Genomic DNA, 15,693 nt, shown 5'->3' with positions numbered 1-15,693 from the left:
GCCTAGCTCCTCGCCGAGGTGGTGGATGTGCCAGGTACGTAGATGTGCTCTTGCGTGTACTCGATGGATTTGGCGGGCAGCCGGCGCATGTCATCGATCAGTGGCCGCAGCGGCGCGAGGGTGGCCGGTCCGAAGGCCCGGTGCAGTGCGGCCGCGGGCTTCGCCCGGCCGTTGAGCAGCGCATCCGCCAGCACCCGGGCCAGGGACCGCAGCCCCGCGAGGACGACCTGGGAGTCACCCACCAGCCGGGGGCCGTTCTCCTCTTCCAGTGCGAGGGCACCCAGTTGGACGAAGTAGGAGAGTTGGAGGAACATGCCGTCGCTGTCCGGGAAGTGCCCGAAGCCTCGGTCCGCGTAGCGCAGGCATTCCGCGAGGTAGTAGGCGATGACGTCGGCCTGGGCGATTCCGAGCTTCGCCGCCCACACGTCGGCGAGGATCAGGATGCCGAAGACGTCCGCGGCGACTTCCTGGAGGACCACGGAGGCCCAGCGGTCGGCGGCGTTCAGCTCCTTGAAATCGGTGGCCGGGCGGTGCACGAAGTGCCCGAGTTCGTGGCTGAGGACGCCGAGCGTGGGAATGGCGTGGAACCGCTCGTCGGTCGGGTCGAACTTGGCGTCGGTGTGCAGGAACCGGGCGGCGAGCGGGGCGGAGATGTTCTCCAGGATCGCGCGGTGCGTGTTCGTGAAGTAGTACGTCTTCTTGAAGGGCGAGTACTTCACTCCCTCGTCCTCGGGCAGGAAGTAGGCGATGTGCTTGGGGTGCAGATTGCCTTCCCCCGCCATGAAGAACAGTTGTGCGGCGCCGAAGGCCGGCAGGTCGCCGACCCGCAGGTCGGCGTGGAGGCGGCGCAGATAGGCGGCGACCTCCTCGTCGGCGCCGAGGGCTGCCGTCACCAGGGACTGGTGCGCCTCGTCGCCACTGCAGGCGAAAGCCGTCGGCAGGCCCTTGACCTCCTTTCCGTACCAGGTGGATACCTGTCCGGCGACGACGGTGACGTGCTCCTGGAGACCGGCCAGTTCTTGCAGGATGTCGTCGTCGTACCCCTCCTGGACGGCCTGCGCCCGCAGGGTGATGGCTCGGCGGTCGGCCTCGCCGGGCAGGTACTCGGCGATCCGTCGCATCGCCTCGACGATGGGAAGCGGCTGGTTGAACCGCCGGCGGGCGGGGATGCCGACGTCCTTCACCCGCTTCCACTCCGCCTCGATTTCGTCCTTGAGCTCGGCGAGGCCGCGGAGGAACCCGTCGCCGAGGTCGGGTGTGGTGCCGGCCAAGTTCAGGCAGGACAGCTCGTACTTGGCGACCGGGGGCCAGAAGGCGCTGCGGTGGCTGCGGTACGAACCCGCCCGGCCCAGGTTGATCCCGTAGTCGAAGCGGTCGGCTGAGGACTCTTCGGACACGCGTATCTCCCAACTTCAAAGCGACATCAGTGAGCGTCGACGGGTGCTCCGGCGTGATGGTGCCCCTCGGACATGCTCGGGCCCGTGCGGTCGTGGCGAACCCGCAGCAGTTACGTGTCCGGACAGTTCCGATGGCCTGCACGGCTGTCTGCGGGATGTCCGGGTCGGCACCCCTGCGCCCCGCGGCGTGTGCGGGCGCCGCCGAGCGGACCGCGGGGACCGCACCTGGGCGCGGCCGTGGCGGCTGCGGTCACACGGGGGCCTGCCTCTTGTGGTCCTCCAGCACCAGGGCGGCGCCCTTCTCCCCGATCATCATGCTGGCGGCGTTGGTGTTGCCGGACACCATCGTCGGCATGACGGAGGCGTCGATCACCCGCAGCCCGTGGGTCCCGTGCACCCGGAGCCGTTCGTCGACCACCGCCATCGGGTCGTTGCCCATGCGGCACGTTCCGACCGGGTGGTAGGAGGTGTCGCCGTGGGCACGGGCGTAGGCGAGGAGTTCCTCGTCGGTGCGCACATCGCTGCCGGGCGTCAGCTCGTGGGCCCGGTAGGGGTCGAGGCCGGGCTGTTCGACGATGAGGCGTGCGATGCGCATTCCCGCGACGAGTCTGGCGCGGTCGTTGTCCGTGTCGAGGAATCGCGGACGGATCGACGGTGCCGTCAACGGGTTGCGCGAGCGGATGTGGATGGAGCCGCGGGACTCCGGGCGCAGCGCATACACACCCAGCGTCATTCCGGGTGAGGTGTCGAGCCTTCTGCTGGACCCCTCGCCGTAGCTGGCCGGAGCGAAGTGGAACTGCACGTCGGGCCGCTTCTCCTGCTGCGAGGTCCGGACGAATCCGAAGCCGAGGGCGATGGGCAGGCTGAGCAGACCGCGACGCGTGCGCGCGTACTCGACGACCTCGCGCACGAGGCCGAGTCCCCGGGAGCGTTCGTTGAAGGTGATCGGCCGACGCACCCTCCACCTCAGCCGGGCTGCGAAGTGGTCCCTGAAGTTCTCGCCGACCCCGGGCAAATGGTGCACCACCGGTACCCCGGCGCCCCCGAGGACATCGGCGGAACCTATGCCGGACAGCTCCAGGAGCTGCGGCGACTGCACGGTCCCGGCGCTGACGATGACCTCGCGGCCGCAGTCCGCCTCGTGGTCGGCGCCATGGTGCCGGTAGCGCACACCGACGCAGCGGGTTCCGTCGAAGCGGAGGCCGGAGACGTGCGCGTCGGTGACGAGTGTGAGGTTCGGCCGCCGCCGCGCCTCCTTGAGGTACGTCCGGCCGGCGGACGAGCGCCGGCCGTCCTCGTGGTTGACCTGGTAGTAGCCGAAGCCTTCCTGGTCGCCCGAGTTGTAGTCCGGGTTCTCCGGGTAGCCGGCTTTGACGGCCGAGGCAAGGAAGGCGTCGCAGAGTTCGTCCCGCTCTCGCGGCAGTGCCACGGAGATGGGGCCGTTGCGTCCCCGGCTCTCGCCCTCGATCTGCGAGACACGTTCCATGCTGCGGAAATACGGTAGGACGCCGTCCCACGACCAGCCGGGGCTGCCCAGGCGCTCCCATTCGTCGTAGTCCTGGCGCTGACCGCGGACGAAGATCATGCCGTTGATCGCGTTGGAGCCGCCGAGCAGACGGCCACGGGGGATGCTGACACTGCGGCCGTCGATGGTGGGGTCGGCATCCGTCTCGAAGCACCAGTCGTAATGGGGATTGCCCATCAGCACGGTCTCGGCCGCGGGGACGGTGAGCAGGGGGCTGCGCCGTTCGCGCCCCGCTTCCAGCAGCAGCACGCTGATGGTCGGGTTCTCGGTCAGCCGGCCGGCCAACACCGATCCCGCAGCGCCCGAGCCGACGATGATGTAGTCGTGCCTGCGTAGGCCGGGCGCGGTCACGAGACCGTCTCCGTCTGGAGCCGACTGCCGGTGATGGTGGTTCGGTGCATCAGCCTGCGATGGGCTACGTGATCGTAGTACGTGGCGCGGTGCATGGCGCTGCGGTTGTCCCACAGGATGATGTCACCCGGCTGCCACTTGTGGCGGTAGGTGAAGCGGGGCTGTACGGCGAACTCCTGGAGGAAGGTGACCAGGGGCGCGCTCTCCTCCTCGGGCATCCCCTCGATGCGCCACGGCACATTGCCGCCCGCGTAGATCGCCTTTCGTCCGCTGACCTCGTGGACGCGTACGAGGGGCTGGGACACGTCGACCCATTCGGCCCGCTCCTCGGCGGTGGGGGCCGGCCGGTCGGGGTAGTTGTAGGGCCGTGACTGCACCCGGCTGATGATGACCTTGAGGTCGTCGATGCGTTCCTTCACTCTCTCCGGCAACGCGTCGTAGGCGGCGATCATGTTGCCGAACCAGGTGTCGCCGCCCACCGGCGGAACTTCGCGTGCGTAGAGCATGGAGCCGACCGGGGGTTCGGTGAGGTAGTGCCCGTCGGTGTGCCATACGCGGCCGCTGTAGGCCGAGCCGATCGGCTTTCCGTCCCGGGTGAGGTTCGAGAGGATGAGTATCTCGGGGTGCTCTTCGTGGTTGAATTCAGAACGGGTGTAGGTGTAGGTCTCACCGAACCGTTCGGTGAACGCGATGTGCTGGGACGGTGTCATCGTCTGGCCGCGAAAGAGCAGCACTGTCGTGTCGATCCAGGCACGGTATATACGGTCGAAGTCCCGGTCCGTAAGATCACTTGCGACATCAACTCCACGGACTTCCGTTCCGATACCATCAGTGATCGGTATCAGTTCGAGCATGAACGAACTCCCTTTGCGTGGCCGGGATTGCTGGAGAGTTTTCCACTGCCGTCAGCGGACGGAGACCTTGTACGTGTCCACCCAGTTCCGCAACTCCACGAGCTGGATCAAGAGGGCCGCCGGGTTGGAGCCGCCGGGCAGTTCCGAGTGCAGCTGGTCGGCGCTGATCCGCTGGATCAGACCGTTCAACCGCTTCGTGTCGAACATCCAGCCCAGTGATGAGGCCGTGTCATTGACGATCCAAGACGCCTCACGAATGAGCGTCTGGTCGTACTCGGGATTCTGCACGTGCGGATAGGCGCTCTTCTTGCGGTTGACCGTACTCGCCGGGAGGAGGTCGGCCATAGCGGCCTTGAGTAGTCCCTTCACACCGCCCCGGGACTTCATCGACCACGGGACGTTCCACACGTAGTCGACGAGCCGGTGGTCGCAGAAAGGAACCCGTACGTCGAGTCCGACGGACATGCTCATGCGTTCCTTGCGGTCGAGGATCACCGCGAGGGGGCCGGAGAGTCCCAGAAAGAAGATCTCCCGCATACGCGCGTTCTCCGGGTCCTCGCCGGGAAGCCGTGGCACCTCGGAGATCAGCTGGGAGTACCGCGCACGCTCGTCCTCCTGGGGGTCGACAAGCGAGGTGATCTCCGGCGAGAGGTAGTCCGAGAGCTTCGGGCCGTTCCCCAGCCACGGGAAGTGGCCGCCTCGGATCTGGTCCTGCTTGAAGAAGTACGGATATCCGCCGAAGACCTCGTCCGCTGCCTCACCGGTGAGAGCCACGGCGCAGCCGCTCCGCATCCGCTGGAAGAGCAGGTACATCGATGCGTCGAACTGACCCCAGCCCGGCAGGTCCCGGGCGCGCCGGGTGGCGGGGATGACGTCGAGCAGGTCCTGGGTCGTGGCGGTCAGCGTGGTGTGACGACTGCCGATGAACTCGGCCGCGGCTGCGGCGTACGGAGCGTCGATGTCCGGCCGCAGTTCGGTCGCCACCCAGTGCGCCGGGTCGCTCTCGAACTGGACGCAGTAGGTCTCCAGCGCCCGGTCCGGCGCCTCCTCGCGCAGCGCCCGCGTGGCCAGTGCGGCGACGGAGGTCGAGTCGATGCCGCCGGAGAGCATCGCGCCCAGCGGAACGTCCGTGGTGACTTGCCGGCCGACCGTGTCCTCCAGCAGGTCCCGAACGTGGCGCGCGGTCTCGTCGAAGGAATCGTGGTGCGGTCGGCTGGTCAGGCGCCAGTACCGCCACCGGGACAGCCCCGCGTCCGCGTAGGAGACGAGTGTGGCGGGCGGTACCTCGGCCAGGCCCGCCAGCGGGGTCTCACCGGGCAGGGCGAGACGCGGCTGCAGCACGATGGGCAGTGAGGTGATGTCCAGCCGCGCCTCGAAGAGGGGGTTGGCCATGATGCCCTTGGGCTCGGAGGCGAAGAGGACACCGTCGGAGTGCTCGTAATAGTAGAGAGGCTTCACGCCCAGACGGTCACGTCCCAGCACCAGCCGCTGTGCCCGTACGTCCCAGATCGCGAAGGAGAAGGCGCCGTTCAACCGGGTGACGAACTCACTTCCCCACAGCAGGAAGGCGTGCCCCAGGAGTTCGGCGGTGGAGCCGGTCCTGAGTGACTCCCCTGAGCTCTCGATGTCCCGGGTCAGCTCCCGGGAGTTATCGATCTCGCCGATGTGGGCCACCACCACGATGCCCCGGGCCGTCTCGACTCGCAGGGGCTGGGATCCGTTCGCCGGCCCCGCGGTGGAAAGGCCACGGTGGCCGAGTGCGGCATTGCAGGAAACCCAGACGCCCTTGGTGTCGGGGCCACGCTCCCGCATCGTGTCCGTCATCATGTGGATGACTTCCTCATGCTTGACGAGATCACGCCGGAAGTCGATCCAGCCCACGAGGCCACTCATTCGATCACATCCTAGGTCAGTACTGCACATCCGGCTTGGAGCGGAATTACCCGGGAGTTGGCACCACGTTGAATCCCAGCCGTGACTCTCGGAGCACCGACGGCCGAGAAATAGGCCCTTTGGAACAAGGGGACTGCTACCGGTGAGCCGTAGCGTTTCAGCCCCAGCCGGTGTCCTCTGCGGTGCTCCGGGCCGTTCCATCGCGCAAGGCGCCTACCGCGCACCTCGCAGCAACTACCGCCATCGCCATAGGACTCACGAGAAACTTGCCGAAGTGCATACCTGCAGCAACCCTCATTCGTACCGTCGCTTGGTTTCCTCGACCGTCGCGTCGTCTGTCCTGACCCTGCGGGTCGACGGGCATCAGATTGTCAGGTCACAGGCAAGAACGGGAAGGTCACAGGTGAACAGCAAGCTGCATGGCAGCATGTTGACTCAAGAAAGTACGACACCAAATCGGTACATATGTGGCACTCCTCGGAATCTGCCTCTCAAGCTCCCGCCGTGATCATGCACAGGGCATCATGGAGATTCAGGCGTGCCGACCCATTCCTCAGGAATACGCCGTCAGTGGACGTACCGCAAGGGACGTACCGCAATGCCTGAGCGAAGCATTCGACATCCGAGGATTTAATAAAGAATTAACCAGGACGGTAAAAATTCAGCCCTTCCGTGTGGTCGCTCGGACGGGCACGCTGCGGAAGGCAGGCCGTGTCGGCGCGGCGTCCCCACAGGGCCCGCGGGCACCGCGACAGTCGGCCCCGTGCGCCCGACGCCTCCGTCCCCCGTGTCATCGGGCGAGATCACCCAGCAGGGCCCGTTCAAGGAGCCCGATGGGCGGCATACCCAGCCCGAGCAGAGCGTCGTGGAACCGCCGGTGTGTGTAGCCCCCACCCCAACGTTCCCGCGCTCTGCCGCGCACCCTCTGGATCTCCAGCTTCCCCAGCGTGTAACGCCCGTACGTCGGTTCGACGGTGCCGCGCCGCGCCTCGCCGAGCGCGGCCGTTCCCCGGAGGAAGGCGTCGGCCTCGAAGCGCGCGGCGGCCTCCTCCACCCCCATGGCGCCCGTGTGCAGGCCGATCGAACAGGCCAGCCGGGTCACCCGCAGCAGCGCCTCGACGGCCATGCCGATGACATACAGCGGATCACCGTCACGGAAGTGCTCCTCAGCGAAGAGTTCCTCGGTGTAGTGCGCCCATCCCTCGACGAACGCCGGGGACTCCAGGGACCGCCGCACGTCACCGGTGAGCCCGCGCAGCACCCGCCCGTGCGCGTAGTGGCCAGGAGTGACCTCGTGCACGGTGATCGCCGGCAGCGAGGTGCGGCTGAAGACGGCGAGCCACTCCTCGGCCTCCTCCGCGGACCAGTCCGGGCCCGGGGGGACTATGTGGTACCAACTCGGGGCATCGGCTTCGTACGGCGCCGACCACGACATCATCGCCTGGGCGAACGCCCTCGAAGCCGGTGCCGGCCCGACCTTGCAGACGCCGCCGGGCGCACCGATCAGGTCCCTGTCCAGGGCAAAGGCGGTGACCTCGTCGATCAGGGCCGCGGCCTGGGCGAAGACTCCCTCGGCTGTGGACGGATGGTCGCGCAGCAGAGCCGGCACCACCAGCGCGGGGCGCTCGCCCGGGGCGTACCTGCCGACGGCCTCCTCCAGGAGCGCCCACAGCCTCGCCCGCTCACGCTCGGCCGTCGCCGTCAGCTCCGCGACGTCGAAGCCGGTCCCCTCCCCCGCGTCGAGCAGCCGCAGGAACAGGCCGGGGCCCAGGGCTGCCGACGGGTCGCCGTCACGGGCGGCCGCTTCGACGTGCGCGGCGAGCCGGTCGACGGCGGCACGGGCCCTGGAGTCCTCGACCCCTTCCCGCAGGCCGCGTACGGCCGCCAGCGACGCGGTCGCCACCGGCGCGGGAACGCGGTCCAGGGCCGTGACGGCGTTGTCGACAGCGTCCGGCCACGCCTCAAGGTGGAGTTCCTTCGCCCGGCGCCGCTCCTCCGGCGGCGCGTACTCCCGGTCGTAACACGCGACGTCCATGACTCTGACGTGCAGGAGCGGATCGCGCCTGTGCACCTCCGCCTCCTCGAACCAGGCCCGCAGTCCGTCCTCGTGAATCTCCATCACCGCGGCGTCGAAGGGATCGCCGGGCAGCGGGCCACGGCCCAGCTCCCGGAGGGCCGCTGCCACCCCGGCGGGTGAGAGGTCCTGGACGCGGCCGTCGTACTCGTGAAGCCCGACGTTCTCACGTGCCTTCGCGTAGTCGAGTTCCAGCGCGGCTCGGACGCGGGGATCGGCGAGGTCGGCCACGGGTCACCCCTTCCAGGTCGAACGGAGTCTGCCAACGGGTGGTGCGCTCCGGATCGGGCGCCATGGAGACGGTCCGACGGCTGGGCGGAGTTCTCATCGCGACGCCGTCCCCATGGGCTCGGTGCTACGGGCGTTGACCACGGCGTTGCGGACGAACAGCAGGCTGAGCAGCCCGGGTCCGCCGGCCAGGACCACCATGACGAGGACCATCGCCGTGTACTGACCCGAGTCGAGGAGAGGACCGGCGATCACCGAGCCGACCGGCAGGGCGCTCAGCATCAGCGTCCGCATCAGGGTCATCGTCCGGCCGCGCAGGGCCTCCGGGGTGCGCTCGTACCGCACCGCCTGGGAGGAGACGACCAGCACGGACGCCGGGATGCCGCAGACCACCTGGCCTACGAGAACCAGGGCCGGATGCGCGCCGAGCAGGAACAGCAGTCCGGCGCCGGCGATCAGTTGCAGCAGGCCGATCCTCAGCATGGGGCGCACAGCGGGCGGAATAAGGCCCGCGAGGATTGATCCGGCCATCTCCGCGCAGGCCAGTACGCCGACCAGGATGCCCAGCATGGTGGCGCCGCCGGGCAGCCGTTCGTGCGCCAGCCACGGCTGCGCCACGATCAGCATGCCCATGGCGATATTGAAGGTCGTGAACGCGATGGTGATGACCAGCATGACCCGGTCGGTGCGAAGGAAGGTCACCACTGGTGCCCAGGCACCCCGGCCGGCACCGGAACCACCGCCGTCCACGGGGTGGGCGGGCTTGTCCAGCCTGGCCTTCATTCCCACCACGGCCAGCGCGAAGGCGAAGTAACTGACCGCGTCCACCGCGAGCACCCAGTTCACCCCGATCAGCGGGATCAGCGCTCCGCCGATCGCCGGTCCGAGCAGCCCCGCCGCGTTGGTGGCGATGGATTCGAGGGCGATCGCCGTACTGAGGTGACGCTTCGGTACGAGGTCCGGGATGACGGTCGGGATGATCCCGATGGGAAGGATCTTCAGCAAGCCGTAGACGGCAGCCACCGCGTAGAGGTACCACATGGCGAGCAGGCCGCCCAGGGCGAGCAGGGGGACGCTCAGCATCACCGCGCCGCGGACCACGCTGTCGGCCACCAGCAGCATCCGGCGGGAGAAGCGGTCGACGATCTTCCCAGCCAGCAGCCCGCCGACGACGATCGGGCCGGAGTAGCACAGGCCCAGGATCGTCAGACTGCCCGCGCCGCCGGTCGTGACCGCCAGCCACGACATGGCGATCCAGCTCGCGCCGTCACCGATCAGGCTGACCAGCGCGCCGGCCCACAGGGTGCGGTAGTCGGCGATGCGCAGCACCGTCAGATACGTCTTCAACAGTCTTCCTCTTCCGGTGCGCGGCGGCGGCCGACGCCGCACACTCGTGTGTGTCACCGGCGTCTTGGAGATGAACCGGCCCGGTTCAGGATTCGCGCGTGGCACCGATTCCCACGAAGCACATCAGGGCTGGTTCGTCGCCCCGGTTGTGCCAGGCGTGCCGGGTTCCCTGCTGTACGACGCAGGTACCGGGCGTCAGCAGGACTTCCCGGCCGTCGTCCAGTTCCAGATAAAGCTCGCCTTCGAGGCAGATGCCGTAGTCGAGTGTGTCGGTGGTATGCAGACCAGGGTGGTCCGGCTCGTCCCCGTCCGTCAGCCCGGGGAGCTTCTGCGCCACCTCGGCCGCGAGGCGCTCGGGGTCGCCGACGGGCTCGGCGACGGACGACTGCGGCGCATACCGGGCCAGCAGCAGGCGCGTGCCGCCCGCGCCCGGGAAGAACGGGAGGGTCCTCGGCTGACGGGGGCCGGTGCCTACGGTGGTGCCGCCGTCCTCGGTGCCCCAGAGCAGGTAGAACTCGATCCCCGGGGCCGCGGCGACGCTGATCGGTGCCGGCTGCCCGTCGCCGGCCACCACCGAGATGCCGTCGGACCGGCGTTCGGTGACGACGAGGCGGGGTTGGATGGTCATCGGTCTGTGCTCCTTCGGGTCCGGTGGTGGCTGCTGAGGGAGGGGTCCGCGCCGGGCGGCCCGAACGCCCGCGCCCGGTACGGACGTAGAGGGCGCCCGGACGGACGTCGGGGGCCCACGGCGGAAACGCGGTCGCGCCGAGGGGCCGCCGGCGAGGGGCCAGAGGGCTCGTGGGCTCGTGTCAGCCGGTCGGGCCCGCGGAGGGGAAGCTGCCGGCCGGTGGGCCGCAGGGGCTACGGCGCCGGCTCCGGGGACGCCGGAGGTGCGCTGCCGGTCCATGGATCACGGGCCGTATCCCGGCTTCACCGTTACCGAGGCGAACAGTTCGGTCAGGAAGTTCTCCAGGACAGGCGCGGGGGCGGGGCCGATCACACCGGCGAGGGGCACATCGGCGTCGGCGTAGGTGATCACCCTCTTGATCGGCTCGTGCTCGGCCCGCTGCACCCAGCGCCGGACCACCGGATCGTGGCGGAAGGTCTTCTCCCCGCTGATCCGGCAGTAGGCGGACCCGAGGGTGTGTCCCGGAACGACGAACCAGCCGTACCTCTCCCCTGGTCCCGGAGTACGTGCCTGCGGACGGTGCCCGGCGCCCTCGACGAGCAGCCGCACCTGGGCCGAGGGCATATGCACCCCGGTGGCGAGCTCAAACGTGTCGACCACGTCGGCGCCGCCGAAGCGCGCCCCGACCTCCAGAAAGACCAGTCCGCCGACGGTCTCGATCGCCTCGAGGTGGAAGGGGCCGTCGTGGATGCCGACCGCACGCAGACAGCGCAGGGTCCAGTCGACCACCTTCGGGTCGGTGCCGGTCTGCACCGAACCCACCGGTCGGCCCAGGGCGTACCCGAGACAGGTCCCCACGTACCGGCTCGCCTGTACGGCGACGGGCTCGCCCGCCGCCAGCAGCCCGTCGACGTGGATGATCGGGCCCTCGACGAACTCCTCGATCTCGAAGGCGGCGGGGGATGCGGCGATCGCACCCCCGCGCACCGCCTCCAGTGCGTCCGCGACGGTGCTGTACGTCGTGATTCCCTCACTGGAAGCGCCCGCCAGCGGCTTGAGGACGGTTCGCCCGCTCCACGGAAGGGACGCGGGACCTCCGACGAGCGCCTCCGGCAGGGCGGAGAAGTACGGCGCCCGCAGCCCCGCCGACGCGATGGCCGACTTCATCACGACCTTGTCCCTGGTCGGCAGCACCTCGCGAACTCCGGCGCCGGGAACACCGAGCGCCTCCCGCACGCGTGCCGCCGGCAGCAGGTCGTACTCGGAGAGCGCGATGACGAGGTCAGGCCTGGGCAGACCCGCGACGGCGGTCAGCACCTCGGCCGCGGTGTCGCCGTTGCCAGGGCGTTCGATGCGCCGGGCCGGTACCCCCACGGGAAGTGTGGCAAGGCGGTCGGGGGCGCTCACATACGTGACGTCGTTCACCTGGTGGTCGATGTTCTCGGCGTAACGCACGAACGAGTCGGGAACTCGGTGCAGGACGAGGATGCGCATCAGCCGGCCACCTCGTCGCCGGGGCCCGCGACGGACAGCCGCAGCGCGGCCTGCGCGTGGTCAAGTGCCGCCCGCAGGCCCTCCTCGGTGGACGCCACGGCGGTCGCGAGCGCGATGCGGCCGTCGATCAGACCCTTCCTGGGCGGTGACACCACGTCACCCTGGCCTACCAGTGCCTGCGCCAGATCGATGTCGGTGGGCAGCGCGGCCCGGTCGAAGCCGACAGACCCGATCACCGTGTCGTTCCGGGGCGGGTAGAAGAACCGCACTCCCGCGTGCAAGGCGGCCGTGGCCCTCGTGTCGGGTTCCACTCCGCACGCCACGTCCGCTGCGGCGAGGCCGGGGTCGACACCGGAGGCCCTCATGCCGAGGTAGGGGATCAGATCACCGCCCAGTCGCCCGTTGACCTCGATCAGTTTGGGGCCCTCCGGGGTGAGCTTGAGTTCCGTGTGGGTCCATCCGTCCGTGTAGCCGAGGGCCGCGTGGATGTCGGTGAGCGTACGCAGCAGTCCGGCGTCCGAGAGCAGCGGATCGGCGCCGGCGACGCGGTGGCCTGTCTCCTCGAAGTACGGGGGGAAGCCGATCTCCTTACGGCCCACGAACACCGGGACGACGCGGCCGTGGTAGACCACGGAGTCGACGCTGATCTCCGGCGCGTCGAGGTACTCCTCCACAAGAATCAGCTGGTTGAACACCGGGTTGTGCGGGACGGGGACGTCGCGGGTGGCGGCGAACTGGTCGGCGAGTTCCGCCGCGTTGTGCACCAGGACCACACCCTGGCTCCCACCGGCGGCGCGCGGTTTGATCACTACCGGATAGCCGAGCTTATCCGCTGCGGCCAGTGCCTCGTCGAGGTCGCCGGCCAGCTCGAACGCGGGTTGCGGCAGTCGCGCCGCGGCGAGCGCGGTGCGGGTCGCGAACTTGTCCCGGCAGCACCTGACGGCGGCCGCCCGGGTACCCGGCAGCCTCAACTCCTCGGCGACGAGGGCGGCCTGCACGATGTGCTCCTCGTGCCAGCTCATGACTCCCGCGACCGGTTGCTCTGCCGCGATCCGCCGGGCGGCCTCGAGCACTGACTCGGCCCCGGTGTCGGGCACAACCGTGGAGCCCGCCAGATGGGGCAGCTCCCAGTCAGCTTCGGCAGAGTCGATCAGATGGACGCGGTAGCGGGTCGCTATCGACTTCAGCAGGTACTCGCGGTAGCGGCGAAGTCCGCTGGTGATCACCAGAAGCAGTGGCTTGTCGTCAGCTCGCGTCATACGGAGGTGTCCTTCATGAGGATGCTCGGTTCATCGGTCGCCGGGATTCGGCCGCGGCCTCGGGCCCGGCCGCGGACCCCGCCGTTGCGGTCCCCGAAAGGTCCGCCCGCGCCGCTCGGAAGCCGGTCAGGGGCCGGCACACCACGGACGGCGGCACTCCACCCGCTAAGCCCACCGCCCGCGAGTACAACCGCCGTTCCGACAAGGGAGTCGACTGCCCCTCACGTTGCCAGACTTCCCGTCGTGGCGGATCGGTGCGGGGAAGCATCATGCTGCATGGCAGCATGATGCCGAGTGGAAATACTGGACCGAATATCCTGTATCCGCTCCTCTCTCCCGCGTCGCCGGGCCCCGTCACGAAACGCCCACGGTCATGCGCCGAGTGTGGACGTCGAGTCCGTGGAGTGGGGTGCGCCCCCGGGGCCGGACCGGGCCGGTGCGAGGCCGTCCAGGTCCTGCAGGCCGGCCGGGCCGCCTCGCCCCCGTCCCGTGAGCCACAGCAGGAGCGGGCCCGTCATCGCCGTCGTGATCACCGCCATGACGACGAAGAGGGAGTAGAGCCGTTCGTCCAAAAGCCCAGCCTGCAGTCCGACGCTGAGAGCGATCAGTTCGGTGAGGCCCCGCGTGTTCATGAGGCTGGCCAGGACGGCCGAGCCCCGGGCGGACAGCCCTTGCGATCTCGCCCCGGCCCATGTTCCGGCGAACTTCCCGGCGATGGCGACCGCCAGAATCAGACCGAGTTCGTACAGGCCCGTGACACCGATGCCAGAGAGGTCGACCTTCAGCCCCGCGGTGATGAAGTACACCGGCAGCAGCATCCCGGTCAGGGACTGGGTACGGTGCAGCAGATCCTCCCTGAACCGCCCGGGCTCCAAACGTGGCATGACGATGCCGAAGAGGAACGCGCCGATCACGAAGTGCAGCCCGATCAGCTGGGTCACCGCAGCTGAGAGCAGCGCGCCGGAAACGACTACGGCGAACACGCCCGGGGTCATCTGGCGGTCCCGTTCTCCACCGGTCAGCCCTCTCCTGAGCAGGGGCCTGACGCAGGTGATCAGGAAGACCGCGAAGGGCACGACCAGCATCACCTGCCAGTAGTTCCGGTGGCTCCCGCCCGCCAGTGCCTGGACACCGGCGAGCGTGGTCCAGGCGGCGAGGTCGCAGATCGCCGCCGTGGAGAGGGCGACTGCACCCAGCCAGGTCCCGCTCATGCCCCGGTCGGCAAGGATGCGCGCGAGGACCGGAAAGGCAGTGACGGACACGGCGACCCCGATGAACAGCATGAAAGCCGGCCGGTTCGCCGGCCTGTGCTCGTTCATGAGTACAACCGCGAGCAGCAGACCGAGGACGAACGGCACGAGGGTAGAGCCGACGACCGTCGCGCCCGCGATCCGCCCGGAGCCCCGCAACCGGTCGAAGTCGAACTCCATGCCCACGAAGAACATGAACAGCACGAGCCCGAGGTTGGCCAGCGCGCCGAGATAGGGCCGGACGTCCATGGGGAAAAGGGCGTCGGCGACGGCGCCGTCCAGCAGGGTCGGGCCGACCAGAACACCTCCGACGATCTCGCCGATGACCGCCGGCTGTCCCAGCATCCGGGCGATCCGGCCGACCACCTGTGCCACCACGATGATCAAGGCCAGATCGGCGAGGAGTATCGCCACCTGCGTCTCGGTCACGCGGCGTCCCGCACCACGGCCACGTCGTTCAGACGACGCAGCAGTTCCTCCTCGGTCGTCCGGAGTTCACGGCACGTGGAACCCATCCACTCCGTGTCGACCGTCCCCATCACTTTCCCCAAAAGCAACTGGTTCTGCACGTCGGCGGCTTGCTTCACGATGCGGTCGATGATGCCTTGAACCTCGGTGTCGCCGATCAGGTGGCGGGCGTATTCGAGCAGGCCGATGCGTGAACCCAGGTAGATCGAGAAAGCGTCGTGCAGGGCCGCGATGGATGCCTCGGACGCGATCCAGGGACAGTGGAGGAACTCGGAGACGCTGGTGAGCAGCGTATGGCTGTCCCGGTATTCCTCGACGAGCCGTGAGAACGCCTCCCGGGTGCCGTGTTCCGCCTCTTCCCGGTCCACCTCTTCGAGGGTGAAGTACCGGACACGGCGCAGCTCTGAGTTGTCGAAGCTGTCCACGATCACCTGCTCGGGATAGGCGTAGGTGCACAGCAGGCTCGCGGGGTTGTCGTCGATGAGCGACCATTCCCGGGCCTCGGCGTCGTATCGCGTGAGGGTGATCGTGTGAGTCAGGTGCTTGGTGCGATATTCGGGGCAGTGCGGCCAGTAGTAGACGTCCCCCACCAGTATCGCGAAGCCCTCACGTTCCACGGTCTCCCGCAGCAGTGGCCGGGCCTGGGCGTAGCTCTCGAAGGGCACGTCGTGCGGGACGATCCCGATCCTCCGCAGATCGTCCGGCTGGAAGAAGCCGCTCTGGAAGTCGTATTTGGGCTGCCGCTGCTTGATGACCTGCCGGAGGATCTCGTCCGTGCTGATCAGACACTGGTGGAACAGGTGATGCGCCAGGGGTGTCCGCTGGGTCAGCATCACCACCGACTGACGCTGGAAGCAGTTGAGGAACAGTCGGCTGAACAGCCCCTTGTCGTAGGGGTATACGGCGTCCTTCACTTGGTGCGCCC

General features: G+C 68.6%; 11 protein-coding genes. All 11 read right to left on the bottom strand.

The annotated features are described in order from the left end of the window. Positions 1 to 2: 2 nt before the first annotated feature. Positions 3 to 1,397: a hypothetical protein gene (locus ACIGYR_RS16730; protein ID WP_399599943.1), complete on the bottom strand. Its 1,395-nt coding sequence runs from the start codon at positions 1,395 to 1,397 to the stop codon at positions 3 to 5. A 250-nt stretch (positions 1,398 to 1,647) separates the two neighbouring features. Beyond that, complete coding sequence (locus tag ACIGYR_RS16725; protein ID WP_399599940.1) at positions 1,648 to 3,273, bottom strand: GMC family oxidoreductase; 1,626 nt, start codon at positions 3,271 to 3,273, stop codon at positions 1,648 to 1,650. Next, entirely contained in the window at positions 3,270 to 4,127 is an 858-nt protein-coding gene (locus ACIGYR_RS16720; protein WP_399599937.1) for a TauD/TfdA dioxygenase family protein, read from the bottom strand. The genes ACIGYR_RS16725 and ACIGYR_RS16720 overlap by 4 nt, the downstream gene beginning before the upstream one ends. Before the next feature lie 51 nt (positions 4,128 to 4,178). Beyond that, positions 4,179 to 6,020 carry an asparagine synthase (glutamine-hydrolyzing) gene (gene asnB / locus ACIGYR_RS16715; RefSeq protein ID WP_399599935.1) on the bottom strand — a complete coding sequence of 614 codons (1,842 nt, stop codon included), beginning with the start codon at positions 6,018 to 6,020 and terminating at the stop codon, positions 4,179 to 4,181. Between the two features lie 790 nt (positions 6,021 to 6,810). Next, entirely contained in the window at positions 6,811 to 8,325 is a 1,515-nt protein-coding gene (locus ACIGYR_RS16710) for a DUF885 family protein (protein WP_399599932.1), read from the bottom strand. 93 nt (positions 8,326 to 8,418) lie between these two features. Next, positions 8,419 to 9,669, bottom strand: a complete 1,251-nt coding sequence (locus ACIGYR_RS16705) for an MFS transporter (protein ID WP_399599929.1) — start codon at positions 9,667 to 9,669, stop codon at positions 8,419 to 8,421. A gap of 85 nt (positions 9,670 to 9,754) precedes the next feature. After that, positions 9,755 to 10,297: a cupin domain-containing protein gene (locus ACIGYR_RS16700; RefSeq protein WP_399599926.1), complete on the bottom strand. Its 543-nt coding sequence runs from the start codon at positions 10,295 to 10,297 to the stop codon at positions 9,755 to 9,757. Between the two features lie 282 nt (positions 10,298 to 10,579). Beyond that, positions 10,580 to 11,791 carry an acetyl-CoA carboxylase biotin carboxylase subunit family protein gene (locus ACIGYR_RS16695; protein WP_391842285.1) on the bottom strand — a complete coding sequence of 404 codons (1,212 nt, stop codon included), beginning with the start codon at positions 11,789 to 11,791 and terminating at the stop codon, positions 10,580 to 10,582. Further along, positions 11,791 to 13,050 carry an acetyl-CoA carboxylase biotin carboxylase subunit family protein gene (locus ACIGYR_RS16690; RefSeq protein WP_399599923.1) on the bottom strand — a complete coding sequence of 420 codons (1,260 nt, stop codon included), beginning with the start codon at positions 13,048 to 13,050 and terminating at the stop codon, positions 11,791 to 11,793. The genes ACIGYR_RS16695 and ACIGYR_RS16690 overlap by 1 nt, the downstream gene beginning before the upstream one ends. A 371-nt stretch (positions 13,051 to 13,421) precedes the next feature. Continuing rightward, positions 13,422 to 14,729: a cation:proton antiporter gene (locus tag ACIGYR_RS16685; RefSeq protein WP_399599922.1), complete on the bottom strand. Its 1,308-nt coding sequence runs from the start codon at positions 14,727 to 14,729 to the stop codon at positions 13,422 to 13,424. Next, positions 14,726 to 15,682, bottom strand: a complete 957-nt coding sequence (locus ACIGYR_RS16680) for a hypothetical protein (protein WP_399599919.1) — start codon at positions 15,680 to 15,682, stop codon at positions 14,726 to 14,728. Before ACIGYR_RS16680 ends, ACIGYR_RS16685 begins: the two co-directional genes overlap by 4 nt. Positions 15,683 to 15,693 lie beyond the last annotated feature (11 nt).

The organism is Streptomyces sp. NPDC053076 (genome assembly GCF_044546845.1).
GTDB lineage: Bacteria > Actinomycetota > Actinomycetes > Streptomycetales > Streptomycetaceae > Streptomyces.
Note: the sequence above shows the minus strand (reverse complement) of the source record. Positions and strands in the feature narration are given on the sequence as shown.